Raw genomic sequence first — 25,165 nt, 5'->3', positions numbered from 1 at the left:
GGCAACTCATTGGCCGACTTGAATAGGGCAGGGGGCGAATATGCGCAGAAACAACAAAGTTCGAAATGTCCTGTCGCCGGTGCTTGCCAGTGCCGTAGTGGCGGCGGTTGCAACGGCCGCCTGGAGTTCGTCTGCCCATTCGCAACGCCTTGGTGATCTCTTGGGTTCAGCCAAGAAGGTGGCGCAGGCCGCAACCGTCACCGACGAACAGATGGTCACCTACTTCTCGCAGATGTCTGATGAAATGGACCGGCAGAACCAGATCGCCCCGGCCAAGAACCCCTATGCCGTCCGCCTAGCCAAGCTGACGGCTGGGCTTCCCAGCTATGACGGGCTCGACCTCGACATCAAGGCGTATCTGGTCAACGATATTAACGCGTTCGCCATGGGGGATGGCACCGTACGCGTGTATTCTGGGCTGATGGACAAATTCACCGACGACGAAGTGCGTTGCGTGATCGGCCATGAGATCGGGCATGTTAAACTTCAGCACGGGCAAAAGCGGTTGAGACGCGCCCTGCAACAGGATGCCGCGCTGAGCGTAGCGGGCACGGCCAGTTCCGGAGCGCGCCGGTTCACCAGTTCTGAGCTTGGCGGATTGATCCAGAACGTGCTCAGCGCCCAGCATTCGCAAGCGGCCGAAACCGCCTCTGATGATTATGCGCTGACCTTCATGACCAACAAGGGGTATCCGCAGCAGGCATGCCCGGCTGCGATGGACAAGCTGGCGGCACTCGGTGGCGGTGGCGGCATCGGACTACTGAAAACCCATCCCGATCCAGCTCAGCGCGCCAAGCGGATGCGCGCAAAGATCAAGTCCTAGAACTGGATGGCAGATTGCAACTTCTCGTGAATGTACGCACCAGAAGACCTGCACCTCTATCGAAGGAGACCATGCGCGCCGAGGTAGTCCAGAAGATCCCGGATCCGCTGCGGTAGCATGTCGGATCGTCCGACGTTGATCGCGTGGGATGCTTCCGTCGGGTCTTCGGGAAAGTTTGGCAGCAGTCGTACCATTCGCCTCGTCGCAACGTCTTAGCGGACGTTCGCGACGCTGCCGCATGTCGTCCCCTCCAAATCCGTCCGCAGCGTAGCGATCCACAGATCAGGTCAGTTTCTCCGCGGCAAATCCTTCAGCGCCGTTCGTGGAAAACAATCGGTCAGGACTTGCTAGAGGTACGCGAGTAGACTGGTAGCCGCAACCTGGGCACCTCCCATCCGCGCGGAAAAGGCGATAGAAATCAGCTCTTTCGCGAAGAGACTGGCGGAGACGGAGGGATTCGAACCCTCGGTACCAGTAATCCCGGTACGGCGGTTTAGCAAACCGCTGGTTTCAGCCACTCACCCACGTCTCCGGGATCGGCCTTGAGGGCGCGGCTATAGCCAGCATGTCGGTTGGGATCAACTGGGCTCGCATCGCTTTTCGACCGCGTGTAGGACTCGGGTCGTCGCGCCATTCATTGCAGCGTAAGCGGCAGGCGCGGATAGGGTGTTCGAACTGGTTTTTCGGGGGAGTGGCATGCGCAGGTTGTGGCTGATGCTGGGGAGCGTTGCGGTGGCATTGGCCACGCCCGCGGCAGCGCAGATGCGCACTGTCGATCCCAACGACGCGATCGACGGCGACCTTGCCCCCGCGTCGCCGCAGCAATCGCAGGCACCGGTCGCACAGCCCGACCCGTCGGTGGCGCAGGATTATGACCCGACACCGGCCCAGCCCGCCGCGCCGACCGTGCCGCCCCCCGCCCCGACCGGCGCGACGATGGCGTCCGCCGACACCTACCAGCGCGAGGACCTGATCGACGCTGCCGAGGGCGTGTTCGGCAAGGGCGCCGAAGGGCTAGCCGGCATCCTCGAGAACATTCTGAAGGATCAGGGGCAGCCCAACGCCTATATCGCGGGTCGCGAGGCGGCGGGCGCCTTCGTGGTTGGGCTGCGCTACGGTTCGGGGGTGATGAGCCACCGCGTCGAAGGGCAGCGGCCGGTCTATTGGACGGGACCCTCGGTCGGGTTCGACGTCGGCGGCGACGCGACCAAGGTATTCGTGCTCGTCTACAACCTCTACGACTCGCAGGAACTCTACCACCGTTTCCCGCAGGCGGAGGGTCGCGCCTATTTCGTCGGCGGCTTTTCGGCGAGCTACCTGCGCCGTGGCGACGTGGTGCTGATCCCGGTGCGGCTGGGGGTCGGCTGGCGGCTCGGCGCCAACATCGGCTATATGAAGTTCACCGAGAAGTCGAAGTGGATGCCGTTCTGATCGGCACCGCCTGAGCGGGCGGCCGCGGAGTAGCGCGGCCGCCCACCTCTCAGCCGAAGTCCACCGCATCGAACCGCAGCGGCGCACCCGTCGCCTGTGCCGCAAGCTGATCCTCCCACATCACCTGCTGACCGCGCACGATCGTGCCGATCGGCTTTCCGGTCAACGCCATGTCCGTGAAGGGCGACCAGCCGGCGCGCGATGCCAACCACGCAGCATCGACGGTCCAGCGCTTCTTGAGATCGACGACGGTGAAGTCGGCATCGTAGCCGACCGCGATCCGCCCCTTGCCAATCAACCCGAACAGCCGCTGTGGCCCGGCGCTGGTCATGTCGATCAGCCGCTGAAGGCTCAGCCGCCCGGCGGCGACATGGTCGAGCATCAGCGGCAGCAGGGTCTGTACGCCGGGCATCCCGCTCGGGCTCGCGGGATAGGGCTTGGCCTTTTCCTCCAGCGTGTGCGGCGCGTGGTCGGAACCGATCACGTCGGGCACGCCCTGGTTGAGCCAGTGCCACAGCCCGTCGCGATGCGCGCCCGAACGGATCGGCGGGTTCATCTGCGCGTGCGTGCCCAGCCGCGGATAGGCCTCCTCGCCGGCGAGCGTCAGGTGCTGCGGCGTCACCTCGCACGAGGCGACGTCCTTGTTCTGGCCCAGCAGTTCGAGTTCGGCGGGGGTCGTGACGTGGAGGACATGGATGCGCCGGCCCGCCTCGCGCGCCAGCCGCAGGATGCGCCGGGTGGCGATCATCGCACTCTCATCGTCGCGCCACACCGGGTGTGAGCGCGGGTCGCCGGTCACCCGCTCGCCGGCGCGCGCGTTCATCCGGTCTTCGTCCTCGGCATGGATCGCGACGCGACGATGGCCCGAGCGCAGCACGCGCAGCAGATTGGCGTCGTCGTCGACCAGCAGGTTGCCGGTGGACGAACCCATGAAGATCTTGACGCCGGCGGTGCCGGGCAGGCGCTCCAGCTCGCCCAGATGCTCGGCGTTGCCCGCCGTCGCGCCGACGTAGAAGGCGTGGTCGCACCACATGCGGTCCTTGGCGCGGGCGAGCTTATCGGCGATCGCCTCGGCGCTGTCGGTATTGGGGTTTGTGTTCGGCATCTCGAACACCGCGGTCACCCCGCCCAGCACCGCCGCGCGGCTGCCGCTTTCCAGGTCTTCCTTGTGGACCAGACCCGGCTCGCGGAAGTGCACCTGGGTGTCGATCACGCCCGGCAGCACGTCGAGACCGGTGCAGTCGATCGTCGTGCCGGCATCGCCCTGCCCGCCGATCTGGGCAATGCGCCCGTCGCGCACCCACAGGTCCGCCGCCGCCGGTCCGCCGGGCAGGTGCACGGTGCCCCCTGCCAGTTTGAGGTCAAAGCTTACCACGGTCGCCCCTTTCGTCAGCTGGGCCGCTTCCCTACCTTGCCGGGATGACGGAGACCATAGCCGGGACCTGGCTCGCCGACCGCGCGTTGCTGCGCGTCGGTGGAGCGGAGGCACGCCCCTTCTTACAGGGGCTGTTGACGCAGGATGTGACGACGGTGCAGCCGGGCCAGCCGCGCTGGTCGGGCCTGCTCACGCCGCAAGGCAAGGCGCTGTTCGAGTTCCTGTTGTGGGACGATGGGGACGCAGTGCTGATCGACTGCGAAGCGGCCCAGGCTGAGGCGCTCGCACGACGGCTGGCGCTCTACCGCCTGCGCCGCCCGGTAAGCATCGAACGGGCCGCCGGTGGTGTCCACTGGAGAGCAGAGGGCGAAAAGGGCGTCGCCGATCCCCGCTTGCCCGATCTCGGCCGGAGATGGCTGGGGGAGGTCGGCAGCCCGGCCGAGGCTTGGCTCGCGCATCGCCTGGCGCTCGGCGTCACGGAGGGCGTCGCCGAGCTCGGCCAGGACAAGACGCTCTGGCTCGAGTGCAACGCGCGCGAACTCGGCGGGGTCAGCTTCACCAAGGGCTGTTATGTGGGCCAGGAGAATACGGCGCGCATGCACCATCGTTCGAAGGTGAACCGGCGACTGGTGGTGGCACCGCTCGCGGAGCCGGGCGATCGCACGCGGATGCGCTATCCCGATCTGGGGCTGATGGTCGAGCACCGGCGCGCCGAGTCGGTCGGAGACGCCCTGATCCCCGAATGGCTGAAGGATGCCGTCGCTTCCGAGGCATAGCGGCCGGAGGGGGTTGTTTCACAGGTAGGTGCGCGGCTGCAGGGCAAGGTCCAGCCGCGCCTGTCATCGGCTGCCTGAAGCGCGCCGGATTTTCCAGTTAGATCAACGAGCACCGCCGTCGAGCGTCCCACGCGCACCGCGGCACGAAACCGGTCGGCGCGGCGATGATAGGCCGGCATCCAGCTGCGAGCGTCGCAGGGCGACCTGCGCACGATCGACCCCGATCGCCGTTGCGCAAAGAAAAAGGGAGGCCGGTTGCCCGGCCTCCCCGATTTCCATTCGACCGGAAGGTCGAACTTACATGCCCGAACCCGGACCGTACGTGATTTCCACGCGACGGTTCTGGAGTTCGCGCACGCCGTCGGCGGTCTCGACGCGCGGACGGCTCTCGCCGAACGCTTCCGAAGAGATCACGCCACCCGGGACGCCACGACCCTCGAGGTACGCACGGACCGAGTCCGCACGGCGCTGCGACAGGCCGACGTTGTACGAAGCCGCACCCGAACGGTCGGCGTGGCCAGCCAGCATGACGCTGGCGTTGCCGCACGACTGGTAGTTCGAGATGGCGTTGTCGAGGATGCCAGCCGCTTCCGGCGTGATGTCCGACTTGTCCCACTCGAAGAACACGATGTACGGCCCAGGCGTGCAGACCACCTGCGGCTCCGGAGCCGGCGGCGGCGGCGGGGGCGGCGGGGGCGGCGGCGGCGGCGGCGGCGGCGGCGGAGCAGCCGGCTCACCGAAGTTGAAGGTCACGCCACCGAGGATGCTGTGCGAGCGGAAGCGCCCGTCATAGCCACGGCCAGCGACGTCGACCAGATTGACGTCTTCAGCGTTGAAGAAGCGATACTTCAGCGAAACGTCGACGTTCTCGGAGACCGGAGCGCGCACGCCGGCGATTGCCTGCCATGCGAACACGGTGTCGGAGTCGTCGAGGAACGCGCCGTTGTTGTTGACGCGATAGTCGCTGGCCTTGACGCGAGCGACACCCGCACCGCCGCCGACGAAGCCCGAGATGCCGTCGTCTTCACCGAAGTCGAGCATCGCGTTCGCCATGAACGACAGCGCCGAGGAACGGCCGCCGGCGTCATAGTCGCCCGCACCGACCGAGGTCAGCGCGCCGCCAGCCGTGTAGGCCGGGATCGCAGTGGTGGAACGATAGCTGTCGAGCGTCGCGCTACGATAGCTGACTTCGGCTTCAACGCGGAACGCGCCGAAGTCGTAACCGACGAAGCCACCGACGTCATAGCCATAATCGTGGTCGACGGTGGACTGAGCACCCGCCGGCGTCGAGAGGTCGTAGTCGATGTCTTCGACGATCATCGCGCCGCCTTCCACGCCCACGTACCACGCGTTGTCGCGTGCGAGGGCGGGAGTCGAAAGCGCGGTGGTCGCGAGCGCCAATGTGACGGCAAGCTTCCGCATTCTATTCCCCTTTCATGGTTGTCCTACGGACAGCACAAACCCCCTACTCGCGCCTTCGTTTCCGCGCAAGCGAACAAACTGTTCCGGTGTGGCGGAACTGCAACAGTTAATCTGCGTTGCGCGCGATCAATCCATGATCTCGCAGAATGTTCAGGATCGACGCGAGCGTGGCACGGGCCTCGACATCTGTCACCTCCCCTCCCGCAGGTGCAGCAATCGCCTGCTGCTGCGCGCCGACGACCTGAACGCCGTCGATCAGCAGACGCGTGCCGCGGAACTCCCCCAACTGCCAGCTTCCATCGATCCAGCGTACCGCCAGCGCCTCGCTTCGACTCCACGCGGTCATTCCTTCCCGCGGTGCGGCGAAACGCCATCCGCCCTCGGTCCAGGCGGCGAGCCCGCCCGCCTGCCCCACCCATTCCCCCGTCGGCGCGTCGCCGACGATCCAGCACTGCCTCACGGCGGCTGCGGCGGGGGGATGGTTCTGCCCCACCGCTTCCACCTCCGGATGGAGGAGGATGTCGAGCGCGAGCAGCGCCTCGTTATGCGTCATCTCCTTCTGCGCCTGTCCGGGGTGAAGCAGCGGCAGCGCGAAACGGTCGGTCCGGTCGATCATGGCAAGCCTCGTGTCAGCAAAGGGACAGAACAGCCGGCGCCGACGCGCCATAGCTGCCGATCTGGCGCACCTCGATCCGCGCCGGCCGGTCGGCGTCGGCGGGCAGCAGCAGTTCCGGGGCGGTGCTCGACACGGTGGCCGCGGTTCCGTCGACCGCGACGAGCCGGAGCCGATAGAGCTCCCCGTCCTCGCCGAGCGGCACCTCCGCGTCATCGCGCCAACGCCAGCCGAGTCGGCTGCGCCGCACCCAGCGGATGCGGAGCGCCCCGTCCTGCTCGGCGATCGCGCGCAGGTGAACCGGCGACGGCGGGCACAGCGACCATCCGATAACGGGCGCCTCGGCGGCGGCCCCCTCCGCCGCATCGGCGATCCCCACCGCCCGCAAGCGGAGCCGGACGCCCTCGCCGACCCGTCGGGGCTCGATCCAGCGGATCGCTTCCGACTGCAGCAGCGCGAAGCGGTCGCCGTGCCGCTGCGTCCCGATCGCCGCCTCGGTACCGCGCCGGCCACGCCACAGCCGCCGGAGCCGCCAGCGACACGGCGACAGCTGCACCGCCTCGCCGAACTGAAGCAGCTCGTCGCCGACCATCGCCAGGTTCGCGCCCAGGTCGAGCGCCGCCGAGCTCGCGCCCGACAGCGCCATCGAGTCGTGCGGGAAGACCAGCTCGATCGTCGAGAGCCGGTCCTCGACCATCGCCGGTGCCGCAACCGGCGGCTCGACGACCGTTCCGAGCGTCGCCGGCGCCGCGGTGCTGCCGATCGCCTCCCAACGCTGCCCGTCGTCTTCGCTGACCAGCAGGGTGGCGCGACGCCAGCCGGGGGAAACGCCCGCCGCGAGGATGGCGACGCGCGGCATCCCGGTCGCCACCTCGTCGAGCGGCGGCACTTCGAATCCCGCCAGCCGAGTCGGACCGTGCAGTGCATCGGGTGCCAAGGTCGCGCGCCCGCCCGATGCGGTGCGCGCCACGATCGGCGCGGCCACGATCCTCTTGAGATCGAGCGCGAGCGTCATGCCTTCCAGCGTCCACCCGCTCACCCGCCACTGACCGGGTTCGTCGCCGATTGTCACCCGGTCGCCGGGGACGAGCGCAGCCGCCGTCCAGTCGATCGCCACCCGCCGCGTTTCGCGCGCCAGGTCGAGCGCCTCGACCGCGCGCGCCGCCAGCCCGCGTGCCAGCCCCGCCTCGATCACCGCCGGCAGTTCGATCCGCTGCGCCCGCCCGGTCGAACCGGCGCGCACCGCCCGCTGGACGCCGGTTTGATAGTCGCGGTCGGCATCGTAATAGCCGATCGTCACCTCCGCCGGCGCGGTATCGCTCGCCGCGATCGCGCGCGTGCCGCGACCGACGCCGCGTGCCTCGCCCCGTGCCCCGGCATCGTCGATCGGCACGGCCACCCCGGCGCCGGCACGCACGCCGTCGCTGCCGAGCCAATAGCCCGCCGGCATCAGCAACGCTTCCACCGCCGCGCGGACGCTGTCGCCCTGCGCCGAATAGCCGATCAGCGGCAGCACCCCCTCGCCCGCACCGATCGCGCCGTCGCTCAGCTCGGCGATCACCGCGCCCGCGGTCACCAGCCCGTCGGCCGACACCTCGAAGGTCAACGAAGGGATTCGGTTGCCGAAGTCGGCGAGTTGCAGCCCTTCGAACACCGCATAGGCACAGCCGCGATGTGCCGGGGTCAGCCCCGCACCCTCTGCCGCCGCGATCAGCGGGTCCGGCGTTTGGTCCTCACCCCCCAGGTGCAGCCGGAACCCGGCCTGCGTCTTCCAGTCGCCCGCAGCGCCGCGCAGCAGCTTGCCGTCCGCCCAGATTCGCCCGACGCCCCCGATCGCTCGCCCCGACAGCAGCACCGCGAAACTGGCGGCGTAGCTGTAGCTGGTGATGTTCGGCTGTCCCTTGCCCGCGCTGTCGGTGCTGCGCGATTCGATCAGATCGGTCGCCCAGATCACCGTCCCCGCGACGCGCATCGTTCCGAACAGCCGCGGAATCTGCGTCGCGTACGAAGAGGTCTGCACCGCCAGCTCGGTCAGCCGCGGACCCTGCCGCCCCTTCGGCCGGAACAGGCTGCCGTCGACCGTCCGTCCCAGCGTAGCACCGAGCGCCGCGCCGATCGGTCCGCCCACCGCGCCGCCGACCACCGTCAGCACCAGCGTCGCCATCAGCTCTCTCCCCCTTGCCAGCGCCACGCGCTCACCACCGGAAACGGCGGCGATCCCGGCCGCTCGACCACCCGCCTGAGCACCGCGTCAGCGTGGATGATCCCGTCACGGCTTCGGATCGCGAGATGCAGCTGCTCCGGCCCCGCGCGCAGCAGCAGCACGTCCCCAGGCAGCGCATGCGCAACTGCCACCAGCCCGGCGGCCCGCAGCACGGCTTCGGCGCACCGCCGCTCGCCCGATCGTAAGCCATAGTCGGCCGGTAACGTCCCCCGGCACCCGTCCGCCGCCAACGCGACCGCCACCAGCCCGACGCAGTCGAGCCCCAGCGCCGGATCGCGTCCGTGGAGCCGGAAGCGGCTCCCCAGTGCCGCACGCGCCGCCGCCACGACGCGCTCGTTGCCGGTCATGCGCCGGGGTAGCGGGTCAGCAGGTCGATGCCCGGCAGATAGGGCTCGCCGCGAAAGTTGACCGCGTTGGCGAAGCGACCGGCACAACTCTCCAGCCGCTTGTCGCAGCCCTCGACCAGCTCGACCAGGTCGCCGCCCGCCACCGCCAGCGGCGGCATCCGCTCCAGCGTCACCGTCGCCCCGTCGGAGGCGGCGATCGCCGCGTCCAGCCCAGCGTTGGCGCCGCCGAACCAGCGCAGTTTGCCCGCGCCATAGGCGTCGGCGGACGGCTCGACGCGATCGAGCGTCAGCCGACGCTCGTCCGCCGCCACGACGCGCGCGAAACATCGCCGCCCTGCCATCGCCACCCGGCAGCGTCCGTCGCCCAGCCGCGCGCGACACGTCGGCGACGTCTCCTCCACCACCGGCCGTTCCAGCGCGGTCGCCACCCCGCGCAATTCGGCCGTGAACGCGCCGTCGGCCGTTTCCACCGCTCCGAGGGTTCCTTCCCCAAGCGCCATCGGCGCACCCGGATCGGTCCAGTCGACCGCGAAGACCGCAACGCGGGCTCCGTCCCAGCGGCCCGCGAGAAGATCGACCTCGCCGATCGCCCCGGCGGTGAGCGGCCCGCTCGCGTCCATGCTGTCGGCATCGAGCGCATCGCTGCGCCGAATCGCCGAGGGCGTCATGCCCGGCGCCGCGCGATAGCGCAGGCCGTCGACGGCGAGATCGCGGTCGTGCGCGGTCAGCCCGATCGTCACGCCGTCGCGCCGCTCGAGCCGCCAGCACAGCGCCATCGTCGTCAGCGGGCCCTCAAGCCAGGGAAGCGCGCTCATGCCTCGCGCACCTCGACCAGCGGCACCGAGGGAGCGGCGCCGGCACGGAAGGTCGCACGGTTCACCGTCAGCCGGTCCTCGGCGAAACGCACCGGCACGTCGAAGCGGTATCCCGCCGTCACCACGGCGCCGTGGGGCGGCGCGGCGTCCAGCGCCACCACGCCGGCGTGGACCAGAGAAAAGCGCTGCGTCTCGACCCCATCGATCGCCACGCGGACGCTCCCCGCCACCGGCCGCGTTATCCGCCGCGTCATCGCCCCATAGTGCTTCACCAGCGGGAAGGCCGTGGCGATGTCGTCGCCGACGCCGATCGCCTGGTCGGTCGCCGCGACCTCGTCTGCAGACGCATGGTCGAACGGATCGCTCAGCCGGAATGCCCGCGCCGGCCCCATCCGCGCGCGGAAGAAGTCGAGCAGCGTCGCGATATCGGCTTCGGATCGTACTCCCGGTCCCACGTCGTAGCGGGTGCGCGGCTCCGCCCAGTCGGCGTTGCGCTTCTCGCTCCCGCCCGCGCTGGTGACGATCGCGGTGGACATCTCGGGCGCCACCTCCGCCTCGCGCCCCAGCGCCAGCGGGAAGCGCACGTCGTCGAACGCCTGCATCGCGTCCTCTCCTTCGTCGAAATGGACATAGCCGTCGCGCAGCACCTGCGGCAGCGCCCAGAGGAAGGTGGCGGCGATCCCGCGCGCTCGTGCCGTCTCGGCAGCGGCATCGATCGCCGCCCACTGACCGGCATCCTCGGGCCTGAGCACAAAGCCGGCGAAATAGTGCTGGCGCTCGGGCGAATAGCCGAGCCGCGCCTCGGCCGCCGCCACCCCGCGCGCGGTCGCCGCGGTGTTGCCGACCGCCGCCCAGTCGTAATCCTCCAGCTGGAGCACGTCGAACGCGGGCGATGCCCAGCCGACCGGCAGGTTGGCGCGCTTGAGCTCGGGTGCCGCGGCGTCGAGTACCGTCGGCAAATAGGCGAGCAGCAGCGTCTCCGCCTCCGGCGCCACCTCCCGCACGGCGGCGGTCAGCGCCGCGGTCGAACGCGCCAGAAGCACCCCCGCGCGGTCGAGCAGCGCCGTCTGCGCCGCATCGAGCGGCCCGCGCACGCTGGCGATCGCCACCGGATCGAGCGCCGCACGCGCGGCACCATCGTAGAGGCACGGCCGTCCGTCGGGCAGCACCCACCACCACGGCTCGCCGATCTGAAAGCGCACCGCCTGCCCCGCCTCCAGCGCGATCCCCACGAACGCCTGCGCCACCTGCCGCAGATAGCCCATCGCGCCTTCGTGCGCCGGCGACAGCAATGCCGATGGCGGCTCCCAGCCGGTCAGCCCCGGTGTGCCGTCGGCGGCGCGCTGCTTCCAGTCGCCCCGGCAATGCTGGTCGAGCAGTTCGTAGGACAGCGACCAGATCACGCCATAGCCGAGCGCCACGGCCTCCGCCGCGAAGCTGCGGTGCCAGGCGGCGCACGGCGCGTTGAGCACGCCCCCGGCGAGGCTCGCGTACAGGCCGCCGCCGTTCGCCTCGAGCCGGAAATAGTGGCTCATGCCGACATAGTGGACGATGCAGCCGCGGTACCCCAGGTGCAGCACGTTGCGCAGCAGCCGTGCCGGCGTCAGGTGATAGCTATCGTCGTATCCGCTCGCGATCGACAGCCCGTGCTCGGGCAGGATCGCCGCGCCGATCGCCAGCACCGAATCCGGGCCGTCGCAGACGATCTCCGACAGCTCCGCCCAGCCTTCCGCCGGCGCCGGCAGCAGCGCGTCTTCGCCGGAGTAGCCCGGCCCCACCAGCGACACGAACATGCGGTCGACATCCCCCGCCCACAGCGGATCGGCGTCCGCGGGCAGGTCGAACCCGCCGACGGTCGTGGCGAAGTCGATCGCCACCACCGCGTCCTCGGGCGTGCCGACGGCATAGTTCCAAAGCCGCACATACCAGGCGCGCGGCGCACCCGACGCATCGCGCCCTTCGATCGTCAGCACCGGGCCGTGCACGGCATCCAGCGCCACCACCCCGCCCGATCGCCACCGGAAGCGCAGCCGGCAGCGGCGATAGTCGCGCGCTGTCGCATAGCCGAGCAGCGGGTGGTCGTGGCGGTCTTCCGATTCCCAGATCAGCCCCGCCAGATCGTCGGCGCGATAGAATACCGCATCCACCCGCAGCGCATCGGGTGCAGTGGACACGACCGAGGCCATCATCGGCCGCGGGAAGTTGACCGTCCAGAAGCGCGGATCGAACCGCGTCAGCACGTCCTCGGCCTGCCCCGTGCGCTCGCGCGCCAGCCAATAGCCCATTCGCCTTCTCCTTGCGGTCAGTCGATGTCGCTCAGCGCCGCCTTGACCGCGCGCGCGACCTGCCGGCTCGATTGCGCCAGCGCACGCGGCGCCTCCCCCGCGGCCGCGTTGACCGCGATGGACACGCGCACCTCGCGCCCGCCTGCGGGCTGCGCCGTGGCGATGCTGCCGCTGCTGGTCGGCACGAACAGCTCGGGCCCACGCTCGCCCACCCAATAGGGCCGCTGCGGGCTCACCGGCCCACCGGTCGCCCGCCCCGGCGCGCCCGACACCAGCCCGACCAGCGTCGTGAGCAGCCCGTCCCCGCTCGCCGCTCCGCCCAGCAGCGTGTCGAGCCCGCTCCGCATCGCGCTCGCCGCGATCTCGCCCAGCACCTGGTTGGCAATCCGCCCCAAGTCCTCGAATCCCAGCCGGCCGCTGCGCACCGCCCGCACCAGCGTGGTCTCCAGCGCACGGCCCGCGCGCTCGACCCCACCCGCGAACGGCCCCTCCAGGCTGGTCTGCATCGCTGCGACGTCGCGCGCGAAGCCTGCGGTGTCGGCGCGCACCGACACCACCAGCCGCTCGATTTCCTCATCCATCGGGAAATGCCTCCATTAGCCGCGCGAGCGTGCCCGCATCCGGCGGGGCCGCGCCGGCATCGCCGCCGATCGCCTGGGCCAAGGCCGCCAGTTCCGCCGGCGTCGCGCGCCAGAAGGAGTCCGGGCTCCAGCCGAACCACAGGCCCGCAAACCCCGCCAGCCGCACCGCCGCCTCAACGAAGCGCTCGCTCACCGCCCGCCCAGGATCTGCGCCAGCAACTGCCGAAGCGCCGGCGTCGCCGCGGCAAGCCCGCCCGCCACCACCGCCTCGCCCAGCGCCCCGCGGGTCAGCGCCTCGGGCCGCTCGCGCAGGCAGTGCCAAAACAGCGCCACCAGCTCGCCCAGCGACAGCCTGCCCGCCGCCGCGCGCTCGACCAGCGCGAACAGCGGCCCCAGCTCGCCCTCGGCCGCGACCAGCGCCGCAAAGCTCGGCCGCAGCACCAGCCGCTCGCCCGCCACCCGCAGTTCCGCCTCGCCGCGCACCGGGTTTGCCGGCGGGCCGCTCACGCCGACACCACCGCGCCGGAGCTTTCCAGCGCCAGCGTGTAGCTGCGCTCGCCGTTATAATCGCCGGCATAGTCGAGCCGGGTCAGCAGGAAGCACCCGGTCATCGTCTCGCCGCTCTCGAAGCTCAGCCGATAGTCGTCGATCGTGCCGGCGAGCGCGTTCGCCTTCAGCCGCGCCTCGGCGGCCGATCCGGTGAACACCCCCGCGCCCGACACGCTCACCGATCGCACCCCGGCCCCCGACAGCAGCTCGCGCCAGCCGCCCGAATCCTTCGACGTGATCGCCACCGCCTCGCCGTTGATCGACAGCTGCGTCGTGCGCAGTCCCGCCACCGTCGTGAAGCCGGGCGGCACCTGGCCGTCGCCCACCTTCAGCAGGAACGCGCTTCCCTTTTCCGCCGCCATGTCTCGTCTCCTCGTCACTGCATCCGCAGCATGCGCACGCGATATTCGTTGGTGCCGGCCCACAGCCCCGCGCTCTCGCGCACGATGCGACTGCGCACCGGCACCAGGCTCGCGATCCGCCAGCCCCCGGGAAGGTCGCGCGGCAGCGTCTCCACCGCGGCATCGACCTCGCCGGCCAGCTGGCGCAGCCGCACCGGCCGCTCGCCCGCGTCGCGCAGCACGATCGCGATCCGGCCCTCGCGTCCCACCAGATCCTTGGTGCTCCAGTCGCTCAGCAGCGCCTCGGCCACTTCCGCGAACGGCCGCGCGCCACGCACCGGCGGCGCATCGAACACCGCGGTCACCACGCCCCGCACGCCGGGATGCGCGGTAAGGGCGGCGACCAGCGCCTCGCCCAGCACGGTGTGCGCGCTCATCGCTCCGCTCCCAACCAGCGCACCCGCGCATCGTCGATCCGCCGCTGCCACAGCCCGCGCGCGGAAATCGTCACCGACGTCGCGTCCCGCTCCACCGCAATTCCCGAAAGGTCGGCCGCGGCCGCCTCCGCCGCATCCGCGATCCGCGCCACCGCGTCGCGTACCGCCCGAGCCCCTGCCGCCTCTCCACGGCCGCGCAGCCGCGCCATCATCGCCGCACCTCAGGCGCCAGCCGCATCCGCCGCCACGGCCGCCACAGCGCCGCCACCGCTGCCGGCGGCTCGCCTGCGCTCTCGCGACTGGTGAACAGATGCGCGATCAGCAGCACGATGCCTTGCGCCAGCGGCGCCGGCACCCCCTCCCAGGCTTCCGCGATCCCCGCGCGAAAGCCGATGCGCAGCCGCCCGGCGCTGCCCGGCTGCGGCGCCCGCACCCAGCCGGTGCCGTCGGCGCTCAGGTCGATCGCATAGCCCTCCGCCGGCAGCGCGAACGCCGCCCCGTCAGCGGGCAGCCCCTCCACGGCGGTGATCGCGGTCACCGGCTGCACCGGCAGCGGCGACCAGCTCGCGGTCGCCGGCAGCACCGTCTGCCAGTCGCGCGCGATCAGCGCATGGCCGGTGAACGCCTCGCACACCGAAAACGCCGTGGCTGCGCCCTGCTCCAGCACCGCCGTTTCGTCGGTCGCCGCGATGCGCAGATGCGCCGATGCGGCGGCACAGGCAGCGGCGATCGCCGCCGCCGGAATGGGGGGCGTGTCCATTGGCTAGGCTCCGTAGTCGTGGACGAAAAAGAGGGTCCGGCGCAGGGCTCCCCCTGCGCCGGATGAAAGGTCACGCCGCGGCGAACTTCATCAGCTTGATCGCCTCCGAATTGCTCACCTGCCCGCCGACGCGCTTGGTCGCGTAGAAGTGGACGAACGGCTTGTGCGAATAGGGATCGCGCAGGATCTGCGTCTCCTGCCGCTCGGCGATCAAATAGCCCGCGCGGAAGTTGCCGAATGCGATCGACACGCTGTTCGCGGCGATGTCCGGCATGTCCTCCGCCTCGACAACCGGATAGCCGAGCAGCGTGTCGGGCTGCCCCGCGATCAGTCCCGGCTGCCACAGAAACGCTCCGTCCGACGTCTTGAGCTTGCGGATGCGGGTGGAGGTCGCCGCGTTCATCACGAACACCGCACCCTGGCGGTACGGCGCACGCAGGCTCTGCACCAGGTCGATCAGCCGGTCCTGCGGCTCGCTCCCGAAGTCGCCCGCCGCGCCGCTCGCCAGATACTGGAGCGTCCCGAACGCGCGCACCGCATCGCCGGTCGTCGCGATCGGCTGGCGCAGAAAGCCCTTGGGCTGGTCGATACCGGTGCCGTTGACGAACGCCTGCCCCTCGGCCGCGGCGAACTCGGTCGCAATCTCGCCCGCCAGCCACTCCTCGACATCGAACGCCGCGTCGTCGAGCATCGCCTGGCTCGCTGCCGGGTTGGCGTAGAGGTCGCCCATCGGCGGTGCCACCTCGTGGAACACCGGCGTCGCCGTCTCCGGCCGCGCCGCCGTTTCCGACGCCCAGCCCGACGGCGTGCCGCCGCTCGTCACCAGCTTGCGATAGCCGGCGCTGCCGACCTTCACGACGTTGGCGATCGCGCGAATCGGGCTCGCCGAGCGGAGCAGCGTATCGATCTGCGCGTCGATCTCGGTCGGCACGGCATAGCCGCCCGCCTCGCCGGTCACCCCGGTGAACGCCTTCATCTCCAGCGTCGCGCCGCTGCGCACGAAGCCCTCGAACGCCGCGCCGTTGGGACGCACCGCCCCCGCCAGCATCGGCCGCGCCGCCGGCGTCCCCGCCCCTTCCACGCCCGCGAAGCTCGCCTCGAGCGCGTCTGCCTTGGTCTCGATCATCACCGTCTCCCACAAAGAAAAAGGGCGCCCCATCGGGACGCCCTCGCCTCACCACCTCGGCCCGACGTCAGCCGGGCTCCACCGCATGCACCCGCGCCAGCGGCTGCATCGGCGTCGCCACCAGGCTCACCTCGACCAGTTCCAGCCGGCGCAGCTCGCGCCAGCGCCCGTGCCGCGCCGCCTGCACCCGGTATCCGAACGACAGCCCGCTCACTGCGCCGTCGCGCACCAGCGCGGCGAGGTCCGGCAGCTCGACCCGCCCGATCACGCGCAGCCCGCGGCTATCCTCGCGGGCCTGCTCGATGTGCCCCACCGGGCTCCCGCGATGCTGCCACAGCAGGGGCACGCTTGCCGCACCCGCAAAGGCGCCAGCGCGCACGACATCGCCGCCGCGATCGGGCGCATCGAAGATTGCGGCATAGCCGGCGAAGCGCAGCGCGCTCACCGCACCCACGCGCCGAAGCCGGTCTTGACCGCCACCCCCACGAGCACCAGCGCCAGCAGCATCCGCACCACCCAGCCGATCGCGGCGCGCGCCGCCGATCGCTTGGCATCGCGCCACGCCGCCAGCAGCTCGCGCAGCTCCTTCAGGTCGCCGTGCGCGGCGGTGTCCTCCAGCCCCAGCAGCGTCAGCGCGCGCGTCGCGCCGACCTCGCCCGCCTCCTCGACGATCGCGCGCAGCGTCGCGAGGTCGGCGCCGTCCTGGCGCGCCTGCCCCATCAGCTGCGCGAGCACCTGCGCATTGTCCATCATCGCCTCCGCCTGATAGTGCCCGCCCATGCGCCGCCGGCTCCGCATCGTCCTGTTCGCCGCGCTGGCAGCCCTGGTATCGATCGCGTTCGTGCTGCCCTTCGTCCGCGGCAAGCACTGCGCCGCCCAGGGCGGCCGCTTCGACCGCACCACGCTCGCGTGCAGCCGCCCGGGCTAGAGACCCTCGCCCGATCCCGGCCCGACGCCCACCATCGCGCGCTTCTCCTCGCGGGTCAGGAAGTCGGCGTCGCGCACCTGATTCCACAGGCGCTCGCGATCCTCCGCCAGCGCTGGCACCCGGTCGAGGTCGACCGCCAGCGACGCGTCGGCGAAGCGCCCTCCCAGTGCCTGCGCCAGCTCGGCCAGGATCCGCTCGGCGAGCGGCAGGATCGCCAGCCGCCACAGCGCGCGATTGGCCTCGCGGTAATTGGCGTAGGTATTGTCGCCCGGCAGCCCCAGCAGCATCGGCGGCACTCCGAACGCCAGCGCGATCTCGCGCGCCGCCTGTGCCTTCAGCCCGTTGAAGTCCATATCCGCCGGGGTGAGGCTCATCGCCTGCCACTTGAGCCCGCCTTCCAGCAGCATCGGCCGCCCGGCATTGGCCGCGCCCGCGAACCCCGCCTCCATTTCGGCGCGCAGCCGCTCGAACTGGTCGCGCGACAGCACCGCGCCGTCGCCCGGATCATAGACCAGCGCGCCCGAAGGCCGCGCGGCGTTGTCGAGCAGCGCCTTGTTCCAGCGCGCCGCCGCATTGTGCACCGCGATCGCGCCGGCCGCCGCGCCCAAGCAGCCCAGCCCGTAGTGGTCGTCGAGCGGATGGAACGCCCTGAGGTGCACCACCGCCGGCCGCCCGGCCGCGTCCTCGGCAGGCAGCCGCTGCACCTGCGCCCCTACCCGGTAGCGGAACGCCACCGGCCAGCCGCTCGCATCCGCCTCCACGCTCACCCGCTCGGGCCGCAGCGCATAGAGCTCGCCCACCCCGCCGCGCCCGTCGTCGAGCAGCTGAACGAAGGCGTTGCCGTGCAGCAGCAGCTGCGCCGCAATCGTCTCGGTGAGCACCTGCCCCGCCGACCGCCGCGTCACCAGCCGCACCAGCTGCGGATCGCCACCGACGATCGGCGCCGCGGCCACGCCCTCCGCCACCATCCGCACCGCGCGCTGGGCGATGGCGTTCTCCAGATAGCCGGCGCGCACCTGCGCCTCGTAGCCGGTCGGCCAGGTGCCCAGCACCGTCATGCCCGACCCCGCCGACAGCGCGGGGCGCCGCCCGCCGCCCGGCGCGGGTTCCGCCAAGCCCTTCCTACCGAACCATTTCATGCTACGTTCCTCCGAAAAGGAGAGTCGAATGCCGCAGAGCGCACATTTCGCCCTTTTCCCCGCGTCGCTGATGCTGTTCTGGCTGGGCGGCATGTTCGTCTGGGCCGGCTGGCGCATCCGCCGCCGCGAGGTCCGCCCCGCCGGCGGCGAGCCCTACGCCCGCTCCGCAACCCGCCACCTCACCATCGGCGGCAGCGTCTGCGCCGTCGCCTTCGTGCTGCTGTACCTGTCGCTGTTCACCTGACGCGCAGGGACGCCGCCAGCCTTCATCCGTCATGCCAGCGAACGCTGGCATCTCCCGCGACTCCAGCCGCGCCGCCGCGGCGCTACAAACACCGCACCGACGCCGGCCCCCGCCGCCCCAGCATCAGCTCGGCGAGCGCCCACACCAGCGCATCGGCGCGGTCCGGCGAGCGGCCCGGCCCCGCGTAGCCGCCCCCCGCCACCAGCCCGCACAGCTGATCCTCCAGCTCGGGAAAGGCGCCGACATGCCCCACCCGCCCCTGCTCGTAGAGCGCCGCCACCGGTTCGGCCCGCGCCACTTTCCCGCGCGAGGCATGAACCAGCCGCACCGGCAGCGCCGCCTCCGCGGTACGCAGCACCGTCTCGACCATCGCCCCGCCCTGGTTGGCCTCCGCCACCACCCGGTCGGCCCCGTGCCGCGCTGCGCAACCCGCCACCGCCCTCGCCCACCCGTCGGGCGTGAGACCGCCAGCGCTCGCATCCTCCAGCACATAGCCGCGCCCGTCGCTGCCCAGCCCCGCCGCGACGATCCCGCAGGCGTCGCCCTCGGCACTCGCCGGCGGATCGACCGCCACCACCACCCGCACCAGCGCCGGCGCACCGCGCACGCGGCACCGCTCGATTTCCGCCCGCGTCCACAGCGCCCCCGCGACGTCCTCGATCAGCTCGCCGTCGAGTTCCTGCCGCCCCAGCCGCGTCCCCGCGTAATTCGCCGTCACCGCCTCGACGAAGCTCGCCGGCAGATGCGGGTTGTCGCGGGTCCGTCCCACCGTCTCGTGAACCCCCGGCAGCGCGCGCACCCGCCGCAGCAGCGCCACCGGCCGCGGCGTCGTCGTCACCACCAGCTGCGGCCGCTCGCCCAGCCGCAGCCCCATCGTCAGATTATCCCAGGCGGCGTCGCCGTCGCGCCACTTCGCGATTTCGTCGCACCAGCCGGCGTGATGTTCGGGGCCGCGCAGCTTCTCGCCCGCCTCCGCCGAATAGGCGAAGCCGCGCGCGCCGGAGGCGAAGTGCAGCACGTCCCCCTTCAGCACCGTCGGCTCCTGCTCCCGCGCGCAGGCCCTGAGCCCGCCCTCGCCGCCGATCATCACCCGGTGCACGTCATCCAGCGTCGCCCCGACGAGCGCGATCCGCGCCTCCGGATAGCGGCGCGCGTAGTCCGACACCCATTCCGCCGCGGCGCGCGTCTTGCCGAAGCCGCGCCCTGCCAGGATCAGCCAGATCCGCCAGTCCTGCGCGCTTGGCAGCTGTCCGGCGTGCGCCCAGCGCTCCCACCGCTCCAGCAGCTCGCGCCGCTGCGCGGGCGACAGCGCGGCGAGCGTCGCCGCCTGAATCGCCGGGTCCGCGCGCGCCAGCGCCCGCATCGCCGCGGCGCGCCGTTCGGCTTCGCTCACGCATCCTCTCCCCCTGCACCGCCGGCGTTGTCGCGGGCAGCAGGCGCGTCCTCCGCTGCCTGGCGCTTGTTCAGCACCGCCAGCCGCTTCAGGATCGCCGCATCAGTCTTGTCCGCGGCACCGCCCTTCGCCGCCTGGTCCGGCGCGCGCACCGCCTGCTGCCGGTCGAGCAGCCGCAGCGCGAACAGCATGTCGGGCGTTTCCAGCGGCCCCTTCGCCTCGCCCGTCAGCACCGCCGCGGTGCGCTCGATCAGCATCGCCTCGATCCGGTCGTAGCCGACGCGAAGCGCGACCCCCCAGCCATCGGCGAACCTGGCGTCCTTGCGCCGGGCGGCATAGGCATCGAGCGGCGCGATCGCGATCGCCTCCGCCGCGCGTTCCACGCTGCCGATCGCCGCCAGTTGATCGAGAAAACGGCGCTTCGCCGCCGAATCGAGACTTTTGGCTTCCTTCGCCCCGGCAGGCGCCTCGCTCGCGCCCGGCAAGTCCTGCTGCGCCATCGCCCCTCCTTCCGAAATGCAAACGGGGCCGGAAACCTCCGACCCCGCCCGCAATTCCTCAGCGTGCAAATGTAGTGCCACATCAGCGTGACGATGTCAACTGTTTTGTGCCTATTTGGTTTGTTGTTGTGACCGCATCGTCATACCTCGGCAGCGCCCGCAATGCCCGGTAGGGAGAACCCATGGCCGCTCCCTCCCTGCGACGCCTCGTCGCGAACACCGATCGCTACAGCATGCTGCTGCTCGCCACCGTGCTGCTCGCGTCGCTGCTGCCGTGCCGCGGCCGGGTCGCCGATGGCCTCGCGCTCCTCACCCAGGCGGCGATCGCGCTGCTGTTCTTCCTCCACGGCGCCAAGCTGTCGCGTGCCGCGATCCTCGCGGGTATCGTCGCGTGGCGGCTGCATCTGGTGGTGTTCGCCGCCACCTTCCTGCTGTTCCCGTTGCTCGGCCTGGCCATCGAGCGCGCCTCGCTGCCGTTCCTCGCCCCCGCGCTCGCGCAGGGGATGCTGTTCCTCACCCTGCTGCCTTCGACCGTCCAGTCGTCGATCGCCTTCACCGCCATCGCGCGCGGCAACGTTCCCGCAGCGGTGTGCAGCGCCTCGCTGTCGAACATCGCCGGCATCTTCATCACCCCGCTGCTGGTGGCGCTGCTGATGGGCGTGTCGGGCAGCGGCGGCGACTCGCTAGCCGCGATGGAGTCGATCGCGCTCCAGCTGCTGCTGCCGTTCGTCGTCGGCCACCTCCTGCGCCCGCTGCTCGGCGGCCTGCTCGACCGGCACAAGCCGCTGGTCTCGACGGTCGATCGCGGCTCGATCCTGCTGGTGGTCTACACCGCGTTCAGCGCCGCGGTGATCGAGGGGCTGTGGCACCGCGTCCCGCCGCTGCAGCTGGTGGTGGTCGGCGCCGTCTGCTGTGTGCTGCTTGGCGTCGTGCTCTACGCCACCCGCACCCTCGCGCGCCGGCTGGGCTTCTCGCGCGCGGACGAGACGGTGATCGTCTTTTGCGGTTCGAAGAAAAGTCTAGCCTCGGGCGTGCCGATGGCGGGCGTGCTGTTCCCCGCCGCCCAAGTCGGGGCGCTGATCCTGCCGCTGATGCTCTTCCATCAGCTGCAGCTGCTCGCCTGCGCGGTGATCGCGCGCCGCTATGCGCAGGCGGCGGACGCGACCGGCTGAACCGGCGCGCCCGCCCCTTCGTCAGCGTGCCGCGGCGGCGTCCAGATCGACCGCCATCTCGCGCTCCCAGAAGCGCAGCGCGGCCAGCGTATCGAGGAACGCGTCGGCATCCTTCGCCTTCGCCAGCGGGACGAAGCCCCCGTCGCGTTCCTCGGGCACCCGCGCCTCGGCGAACAGCGTCTCCGCCTCGGCCGAATGCGCGATGAACTTGCAGTGCGCATAGGCGTCGGACACGAAGTCCTTGGCCGGGGCATCGCCCGCCAGCAGCGTCGCGCCCTCGGCAGAGGGAAGCACCGCCACCGCATCGTACAGCGCCGACGGGCCGCCATCGATCTTCTGCTTCGCCGCCACCGCGGTGCCGTCGTCGAGCGTCACCCCGCCGATCTTGGGCGCGATCACCTCATACACCGCGCCGTTCTTCTCCACCGCCTTCAGCAGCGCGTTGAACAGCTCGGCGCTCGACCCGTCGGTCAGCAGCAGCCCGAGCTTGCGGCCCTTGAAGCTGCCGGGGCCGTTAGCGACGATGCTCAGCTTCTTCGACGGCGCCAGATCCTGGGTGGGCTTCGCCGCCACCGCCGCTTCGGGCAGCGCCATGCCGAGACCGTCGGCGACCGTCTGCGCCAGGTCCGCGTCGATGTTGCGCAGGTGCGACACCGCCCGCGCCCGGATGTCCGGCCGCTCGACCTTGCTCAGCTCGAACACCAGCGCGTCGCCCATGTGCTTCTGCTCGATTGTCTCCTGGCTGCGATAGAACTGCCGCGCCTGGCTGTAATGGTCGGCGAAGCTCTCCGACTTCACCCGCCGCTTCGGCCCCTCGACCGGCGCTTCGTAGCTGGTGAAGCCCTTGGGAGTCTCGCGCGGGCCGCCGTCCGCACCCCAGCTGTTCGGCTCGTAGTTGGCGCGCCCCGCGGGGTTGCGCATCGCCATGTGGCCGTCCTGCTGGAAGTGCATCACCGGGCAGCGCGGCGCGTTCACCGGCAGGTGGGTGAAGTTGGGGCTGCCCAGCCGCTTGAGCTGGGTGTCGAGGTACGAGAAGTTGCGCCCGTGCAGCAGCGGATCGTCGCTGAAGTCGATCCCCGGCACGATGTTCTGCGTGCAGAACGCCACCTGCTCGGTGTTGGCGAAGAAATTGTCGACGTTGCGGTCGAGCACCAGCCGGCCGATCACGCGGATCGGCACGTCCTCTTCCGGAATCAGCTTGGTCGAATCGAGATGGTCGAACGGCAGCTTTGCCGCGGTCTCCTCGTCGAACAGCTGCACGCCGAGCTCCCACTCGGGGAAGTCGCCGGCCTCGATCGCTTCCCACAGGTCGCGGCGGTGATAGTCGGGATCGGCGCCGCTGATCTTGACCGCCTCGTTCCACAGCACCGACTGCAGCCCCTGCTTGGGCTTCCAGTGGAACTTGACGAAGGTCGACTTGCCCGCGCCGTCGACCAGCCGGAAGCTGTGGACGCCGAAGCCTTCCATCGTCCGGAACGAGCGCGGGATCGCGCGGTCGGACATGATCCACATGATCATGTGCCAGCTCTCGGGGGAGAGGCTCGCGAAGTCCCAGAAATTGTCGTGTGCGGTCTGCGCCTGGGGAAAGCCGCGGTCGGGTTCCTCCTTGGCGGCGTGGATCAGGTCGGGGAACTTGATCGCGTCCTGGATGAAGAACACCGGGATGTTGTTGCCGACCAGGTCCCAGTTGCCTTCGCGCGTATACATCTTCACCGCGAAGCCGCGCACGTCGCGCGCCAAGTCGCGCGATCCCGCCCGCCCGGCGACGGTGGAGAAGCGCACGAACACCTCGGTCTTCTGCCCCACCGTGCTCAGCACGTCGGCGCGGGTGTAGTCGGCCAGGCTGTCGGTCAGCTCGAAATAGCCGTGCGCGCCGAAGCCGCGGGCATGGACCACGCGCTCGGGAATCCGCTCGTGATCGAAGTGGAAGATCTTTTCGCGGAGGATGAAGTCCTCCAGCAGCACGGGGCCACGCGGACCGGCCTTCAGGCTGTTCTGGTCGTCGGCGATCGCCACCCCCTGCGCGGTCGTCAGCGCCGCGCCGGCATCGTCGGTCGTCTGGTGAGTCTCGCCGCCCTCGCCCTGGGGCTCGGCATAATGCGTCGGCGTATCCGCGCCGTCGGGTTTGGGGCTCGCCTTGGCCGGGCTCTCGCCCTTCACCTTGCCCGCATCACCCTTGCTGCTGTTCGCCATAACCGTTCCCTTTGACTGGTCGAACCCCGACAACGTACGGCAAGCGCTTCCGGCCCAGTGATTTTATCGCAACCGCTCATCGACCCGCCGCTACCGGCACCTGGCTTCGAAAAGGATCGACTCGCATGATCAAGATGCTGCTGCGCACCGGCGTGTTCGCGCTTTGCGCCTGGGCGATGCCGCTGCCCGCGCAGCAACCGGCCCCCGCCCCGAAGACGGTCGATGCCGATCCCGCGCTGTGGGTGGTCAAGGACGACGACACGACCATCTATCTGTTCGGCACCATCCACCTGCTCAAGCCGGGGCTCAGCTGGTTCGACGAAGCGGTGAAGACCGCCTTCGACCGCAGCGACGAGCTGGTGCAGGAGATCGTCCTGCCCGATTCGCAGACGGTGCAGCGGGCGCTGGTCGCCACCGCGATCAACCCCACCGGGCCGGGCCTCGAAGAGAAGCTGCCCGCCGACACTCGCACGGCCTATCGCGCAGCACTGGCCGAGCTGGGGATCGCTCCGGCGAACTTCGACCGCTTCGATCCGTGGTTCGTCGCCACCAATCTGTCGGTGCTCAAGCTGGTGAAGGACGGCTACGACCCGAACAACGGCGCCGAACAGGCACTCACCACCGCCGCCAAGCAGGCGGGCAAGCCCGTCATCGGCCTGGAGACGATCGAGCAGCAGTTCGGCTATTTCGACGGGCTGTCCGAAAAGTCGCAGATCGCCTTCCTCACCGACACGCTCGAGCATCTGCCGGAGGCGAAGCAGGAGGTCGACAAGATGGTGTCGCAATGGTCGGCCGGCGACACCGACGGGCTGGCCGAGACGCTCAACGAAGGGCTGGAAGCGACGCCGGAGATCGCGAAGATGCTGCTGACCGATCGCAACATCCGCTGGGCGGACTGGATCGCCGGCCGCATGGCCGAGCCCGGCACGGTGTTCGTCGCGGTCGGTGCGGGGCATCTCGCCGGCAAGGACAGCGTCCAGGCGCAGCTCGCCAAGCACCAGCTGAAGGCCGAGCGCATCGACTATTGAGGCGACGACGGAGCCGTCGACGTGTCCGACCGTTTCGGTCTGGCATCTAGGCAAAAGGAAGCTGCATGGCCCACACCGCTCCCCGTCCGCTGATCGGCCTGCTCGCCGGCGTCGCGGCAGGCCTGGTCGCCTCGGCGGCGATGGCCGCGTTCCAGGCCACCGCCGCCCGGCTGGTCGACTCCGACGACGATGACGATCCCGCAACCGTCAAGGCGGCCGACCGCGTCAGCGAAGCCGCAACCGGCGCGCCGGTGCCGGACGCGCATCGCGAGCAGGCCGGTCAGGCGGTGCATTATCTGGTCGGCGCCGCACTCGGCGGCATCTACGGCGTAATCGCCGAATACCGCCCGGCCACCACCAGCGGTTTCGGCGGCGCCTACGGCCTCGTCACCTCGCTGCTGTTCGACGAGGCTGCGGTGCCCGCCGCCGGCCTCGGCGCGCCGCCCTGGCAGGCATCGCTCGCCAGCCACGCCTACGGGCTCGCCTCGCACCTGACCTATGGCTTCGCGCTGGAGAGCACGCGCGCGCTGCTCGCCGGCCGGCGCTGACGAGACCACCTACGGCGGGTTGACGTGAGATAGAACCGTTCGTGCTGAGTAGGGGCTGAGCCTGGCGAAGACCCGTATCGAAGCACCCGCGGAGGTCCTTCGATACGCCATTTCG

At 70.6% G+C, this 25,165-nt stretch carries 29 protein-coding genes and 1 tRNA gene; 8 read left to right on the top strand and 22 right to left on the bottom strand.

Translation table 11 applies throughout. The features are described from left to right. Positions 1–40: 40 nt before the first annotated feature. Positions 41–823, top strand: a complete 783-nt coding sequence (locus tag ACBY01_RS03000) for a M48 family metalloprotease (RefSeq protein ID WP_416459286.1) — start codon at positions 41–43, stop codon at positions 821–823. 439 nt (positions 824–1,262) lie between these two features. On the opposite strand, the gene ACBY01_RS02995 is transcribed toward ACBY01_RS03000, so the two are convergent. Then, positions 1,263–1,355 (bottom strand) — tRNA-Ser (locus ACBY01_RS02995). Between the two features lie 164 nt (positions 1,356–1,519). Between ACBY01_RS02995 and ACBY01_RS02990 the strand changes: the two genes are divergently transcribed. After that, positions 1,520–2,254, top strand: a complete 735-nt coding sequence (locus tag ACBY01_RS02990; RefSeq protein ID WP_416459285.1) for a DUF1134 domain-containing protein — start codon at positions 1,520–1,522, stop codon at positions 2,252–2,254. Positions 2,255–2,303: 49 nt separating this feature from the next. On the opposite strand, the gene ACBY01_RS02985 is transcribed toward ACBY01_RS02990, so the two are convergent. Continuing rightward, positions 2,304–3,629 (bottom strand): dihydroorotase, encoded by a 1,326-nt coding sequence (locus ACBY01_RS02985; RefSeq protein WP_416459284.1) that lies wholly within the window; start codon positions 3,627–3,629, stop codon positions 2,304–2,306. A 44-nt stretch (positions 3,630–3,673) separates the two neighbouring features. On the opposite strand from ACBY01_RS02985, the gene ygfZ reads away from it, so the two are divergent. Then, positions 3,674–4,405: a CAF17-like 4Fe-4S cluster assembly/insertion protein YgfZ gene (gene ygfZ / locus ACBY01_RS02980; protein ID WP_416459283.1), complete on the top strand. Its 732-nt coding sequence runs from the start codon at positions 3,674–3,676 to the stop codon at positions 4,403–4,405. Positions 4,406–4,702: 297 nt separating this feature from the next. Here ygfZ and ACBY01_RS02975 read toward each other — a convergent pair whose 3' ends face one another. The 16 genes from ACBY01_RS02975 to ACBY01_RS02900 form a co-directional block, all read right to left on the bottom strand. Continuing rightward, positions 4,703–5,827, bottom strand: a complete 1,125-nt coding sequence (locus ACBY01_RS02975) for an OmpA family protein (protein ID WP_416459282.1) — start codon at positions 5,825–5,827, stop codon at positions 4,703–4,705. Between the two features lie 106 nt (positions 5,828–5,933). After that, positions 5,934–6,443 carry a DUF2793 domain-containing protein gene (locus tag ACBY01_RS02970; RefSeq protein WP_416459281.1) on the bottom strand — a complete coding sequence of 170 codons (510 nt, stop codon included), beginning with the start codon at positions 6,441–6,443 and terminating at the stop codon, positions 5,934–5,936. Between the two features lie 13 nt (positions 6,444–6,456). Then, entirely contained in the window at positions 6,457–8,604 is a 2,148-nt protein-coding gene (locus ACBY01_RS02965; protein ID WP_416459280.1) for a phage tail protein, read from the bottom strand. Next, positions 8,604–9,011, bottom strand: a complete 408-nt coding sequence (locus ACBY01_RS02960) for an NlpC/P60 family protein (RefSeq protein ID WP_416459279.1) — start codon at positions 9,009–9,011, stop codon at positions 8,604–8,606. The genes ACBY01_RS02965 and ACBY01_RS02960 overlap by 1 nt, the downstream gene beginning before the upstream one ends. Then, on the bottom strand, positions 9,008–9,826 hold the full coding sequence (locus ACBY01_RS02955) for a DUF2163 domain-containing protein (RefSeq protein ID WP_416459278.1): 819 nt from the start codon (positions 9,824–9,826) through the stop codon (positions 9,008–9,010). Before ACBY01_RS02955 ends, ACBY01_RS02960 begins: the two co-directional genes overlap by 4 nt. Then, positions 9,823–12,111, bottom strand: a complete 2,289-nt coding sequence (locus tag ACBY01_RS02950; RefSeq protein WP_416459277.1) for a phage distal tail protein, Rcc01695 family — start codon at positions 12,109–12,111, stop codon at positions 9,823–9,825. The genes ACBY01_RS02955 and ACBY01_RS02950 overlap by 4 nt, the downstream gene beginning before the upstream one ends. A 17-nt stretch (positions 12,112–12,128) precedes the next feature. Then, entirely contained in the window at positions 12,129–12,692 is a 564-nt protein-coding gene (locus ACBY01_RS02945) for a tail tape measure protein (protein WP_416459276.1), read from the bottom strand. Beyond that, positions 12,685–12,885, bottom strand: a complete 201-nt coding sequence (locus ACBY01_RS02940; RefSeq protein WP_416459275.1) for a phage tail assembly chaperone — start codon at positions 12,883–12,885, stop codon at positions 12,685–12,687. The genes ACBY01_RS02945 and ACBY01_RS02940 overlap by 8 nt, the downstream gene beginning before the upstream one ends. After that, entirely contained in the window at positions 12,882–13,199 is a 318-nt protein-coding gene (locus tag ACBY01_RS02935) for a gene transfer agent family protein (RefSeq protein ID WP_416459274.1), read from the bottom strand. Before ACBY01_RS02935 ends, ACBY01_RS02940 begins: the two co-directional genes overlap by 4 nt. Continuing rightward, on the bottom strand, positions 13,196–13,603 hold the full coding sequence (locus tag ACBY01_RS02930; RefSeq protein WP_416459273.1) for a phage major tail protein, TP901-1 family: 408 nt from the start codon (positions 13,601–13,603) through the stop codon (positions 13,196–13,198). Before ACBY01_RS02930 ends, ACBY01_RS02935 begins: the two co-directional genes overlap by 4 nt. A 14-nt stretch (positions 13,604–13,617) precedes the next feature. Then, the gene (gene gp17 / locus ACBY01_RS02925; RefSeq protein WP_416459272.1) at positions 13,618–14,019 is read right to left on the bottom strand and encodes a tail completion protein gp17; all 402 of its coding nucleotides are present in this window, start codon (positions 14,017–14,019) and stop codon (positions 13,618–13,620) included. Next, complete coding sequence (locus ACBY01_RS02920) at positions 14,016–14,231, bottom strand: hypothetical protein (RefSeq protein WP_416459271.1); 216 nt, start codon at positions 14,229–14,231, stop codon at positions 14,016–14,018. The genes gp17 and ACBY01_RS02920 overlap by 4 nt, the downstream gene beginning before the upstream one ends. Beyond that, positions 14,228–14,779 (bottom strand): head-tail connector protein, encoded by a 552-nt coding sequence (locus ACBY01_RS02915; protein ID WP_416459270.1) that lies wholly within the window; start codon positions 14,777–14,779, stop codon positions 14,228–14,230. Before ACBY01_RS02915 ends, ACBY01_RS02920 begins: the two co-directional genes overlap by 4 nt. A 70-nt stretch (positions 14,780–14,849) precedes the next feature. Continuing rightward, entirely contained in the window at positions 14,850–15,905 is a 1,056-nt protein-coding gene (locus ACBY01_RS02910; protein ID WP_416459269.1) for a phage major capsid protein, read from the bottom strand. 67 nt (positions 15,906–15,972) lie between these two features. Continuing rightward, a complete protein-coding gene (locus ACBY01_RS02905; RefSeq protein WP_416459268.1) occupies positions 15,973–16,359 on the bottom strand; it encodes an HK97 family phage prohead protease in 387 nt (128 codons plus the stop codon). Further along, positions 16,347–16,685: a DUF6127 family protein gene (locus tag ACBY01_RS02900; RefSeq protein ID WP_416459267.1), complete on the bottom strand. Its 339-nt coding sequence runs from the start codon at positions 16,683–16,685 to the stop codon at positions 16,347–16,349. The genes ACBY01_RS02905 and ACBY01_RS02900 overlap by 13 nt, the downstream gene beginning before the upstream one ends. Here ACBY01_RS02900 and ACBY01_RS02895 point away from each other — a divergent pair. Continuing rightward, positions 16,684–16,833 (top strand): hypothetical protein, encoded by a 150-nt coding sequence (locus ACBY01_RS02895; protein WP_416459266.1) that lies wholly within the window; start codon positions 16,684–16,686, stop codon positions 16,831–16,833. The two genes, ACBY01_RS02900 and ACBY01_RS02895, sit on opposite strands and share 2 nt — an antisense overlap. On the opposite strand, the gene ACBY01_RS02890 is transcribed toward ACBY01_RS02895, so the two are convergent. Further along, positions 16,830–17,972, bottom strand: coding sequence for a phage portal protein (locus tag ACBY01_RS02890; protein WP_416459265.1), 1,143 nt, complete (start codon positions 17,970–17,972; stop codon positions 16,830–16,832). The genes ACBY01_RS02895 and ACBY01_RS02890 overlap by 4 nt on opposite strands. Positions 17,973–18,000: 28 nt before the next feature. Between ACBY01_RS02890 and ACBY01_RS02885 the strand changes: the two genes are divergently transcribed. Further along, positions 18,001–18,216: a hypothetical protein gene (locus tag ACBY01_RS02885; RefSeq protein WP_416459264.1), complete on the top strand. Its 216-nt coding sequence runs from the start codon at positions 18,001–18,003 to the stop codon at positions 18,214–18,216. Positions 18,217–18,298: 82 nt separating this feature from the next. Here the strand turns inward: ACBY01_RS02885 and ACBY01_RS02880 are convergent, their stop codons facing one another. Continuing rightward, positions 18,299–19,579 carry a DNA-packaging protein gene (locus ACBY01_RS02880; RefSeq protein WP_416459354.1) on the bottom strand — a complete coding sequence of 427 codons (1,281 nt, stop codon included), beginning with the start codon at positions 19,577–19,579 and terminating at the stop codon, positions 18,299–18,301. Between the two features lie 26 nt (positions 19,580–19,605). Then, the gene (locus ACBY01_RS02875; protein WP_416459263.1) at positions 19,606–20,109 is read right to left on the bottom strand and encodes a hypothetical protein; all 504 of its coding nucleotides are present in this window, start codon (positions 20,107–20,109) and stop codon (positions 19,606–19,608) included. A 182-nt stretch (positions 20,110–20,291) separates the two neighbouring features. Between ACBY01_RS02875 and ACBY01_RS02870 the strand changes: the two genes are divergently transcribed. Continuing rightward, positions 20,292–21,281 carry a bile acid:sodium symporter family protein gene (locus tag ACBY01_RS02870; RefSeq protein WP_416459262.1) on the top strand — a complete coding sequence of 330 codons (990 nt, stop codon included), beginning with the start codon at positions 20,292–20,294 and terminating at the stop codon, positions 21,279–21,281. A 21-nt stretch (positions 21,282–21,302) separates the two neighbouring features. On the opposite strand, the gene ACBY01_RS02865 is transcribed toward ACBY01_RS02870, so the two are convergent. Further along, positions 21,303–23,474 (bottom strand): catalase, encoded by a 2,172-nt coding sequence (locus ACBY01_RS02865; protein WP_416459261.1) that lies wholly within the window; start codon positions 23,472–23,474, stop codon positions 21,303–21,305. A 125-nt stretch (positions 23,475–23,599) separates the two neighbouring features. Between ACBY01_RS02865 and ACBY01_RS02860 the strand changes: the two genes are divergently transcribed. Both ACBY01_RS02860 and ACBY01_RS02855 read left to right on the top strand, forming a co-directional pair. Beyond that, positions 23,600–24,502, top strand: coding sequence for a TraB/GumN family protein (locus tag ACBY01_RS02860; RefSeq protein WP_416459260.1), 903 nt, complete (start codon positions 23,600–23,602; stop codon positions 24,500–24,502). 65 nt (positions 24,503–24,567) lie between these two features. Beyond that, positions 24,568–25,050: a DUF1440 domain-containing protein gene (locus ACBY01_RS02855; protein WP_416459259.1), complete on the top strand. Its 483-nt coding sequence runs from the start codon at positions 24,568–24,570 to the stop codon at positions 25,048–25,050. The last annotated feature ends 115 nt before the right edge of the window (positions 25,051–25,165 follow it).

Origin of the sequence: Sphingomonas mangrovi, from assembly GCF_047975845.1 — a bacterium.
Lineage (GTDB): Bacteria > Pseudomonadota > Alphaproteobacteria > Sphingomonadales > Sphingomonadaceae > Sphingomonas.
The sequence above is the reverse complement of the archived record's forward strand: the minus strand, read 5'-3'. Positions and strand labels throughout refer to the sequence as shown.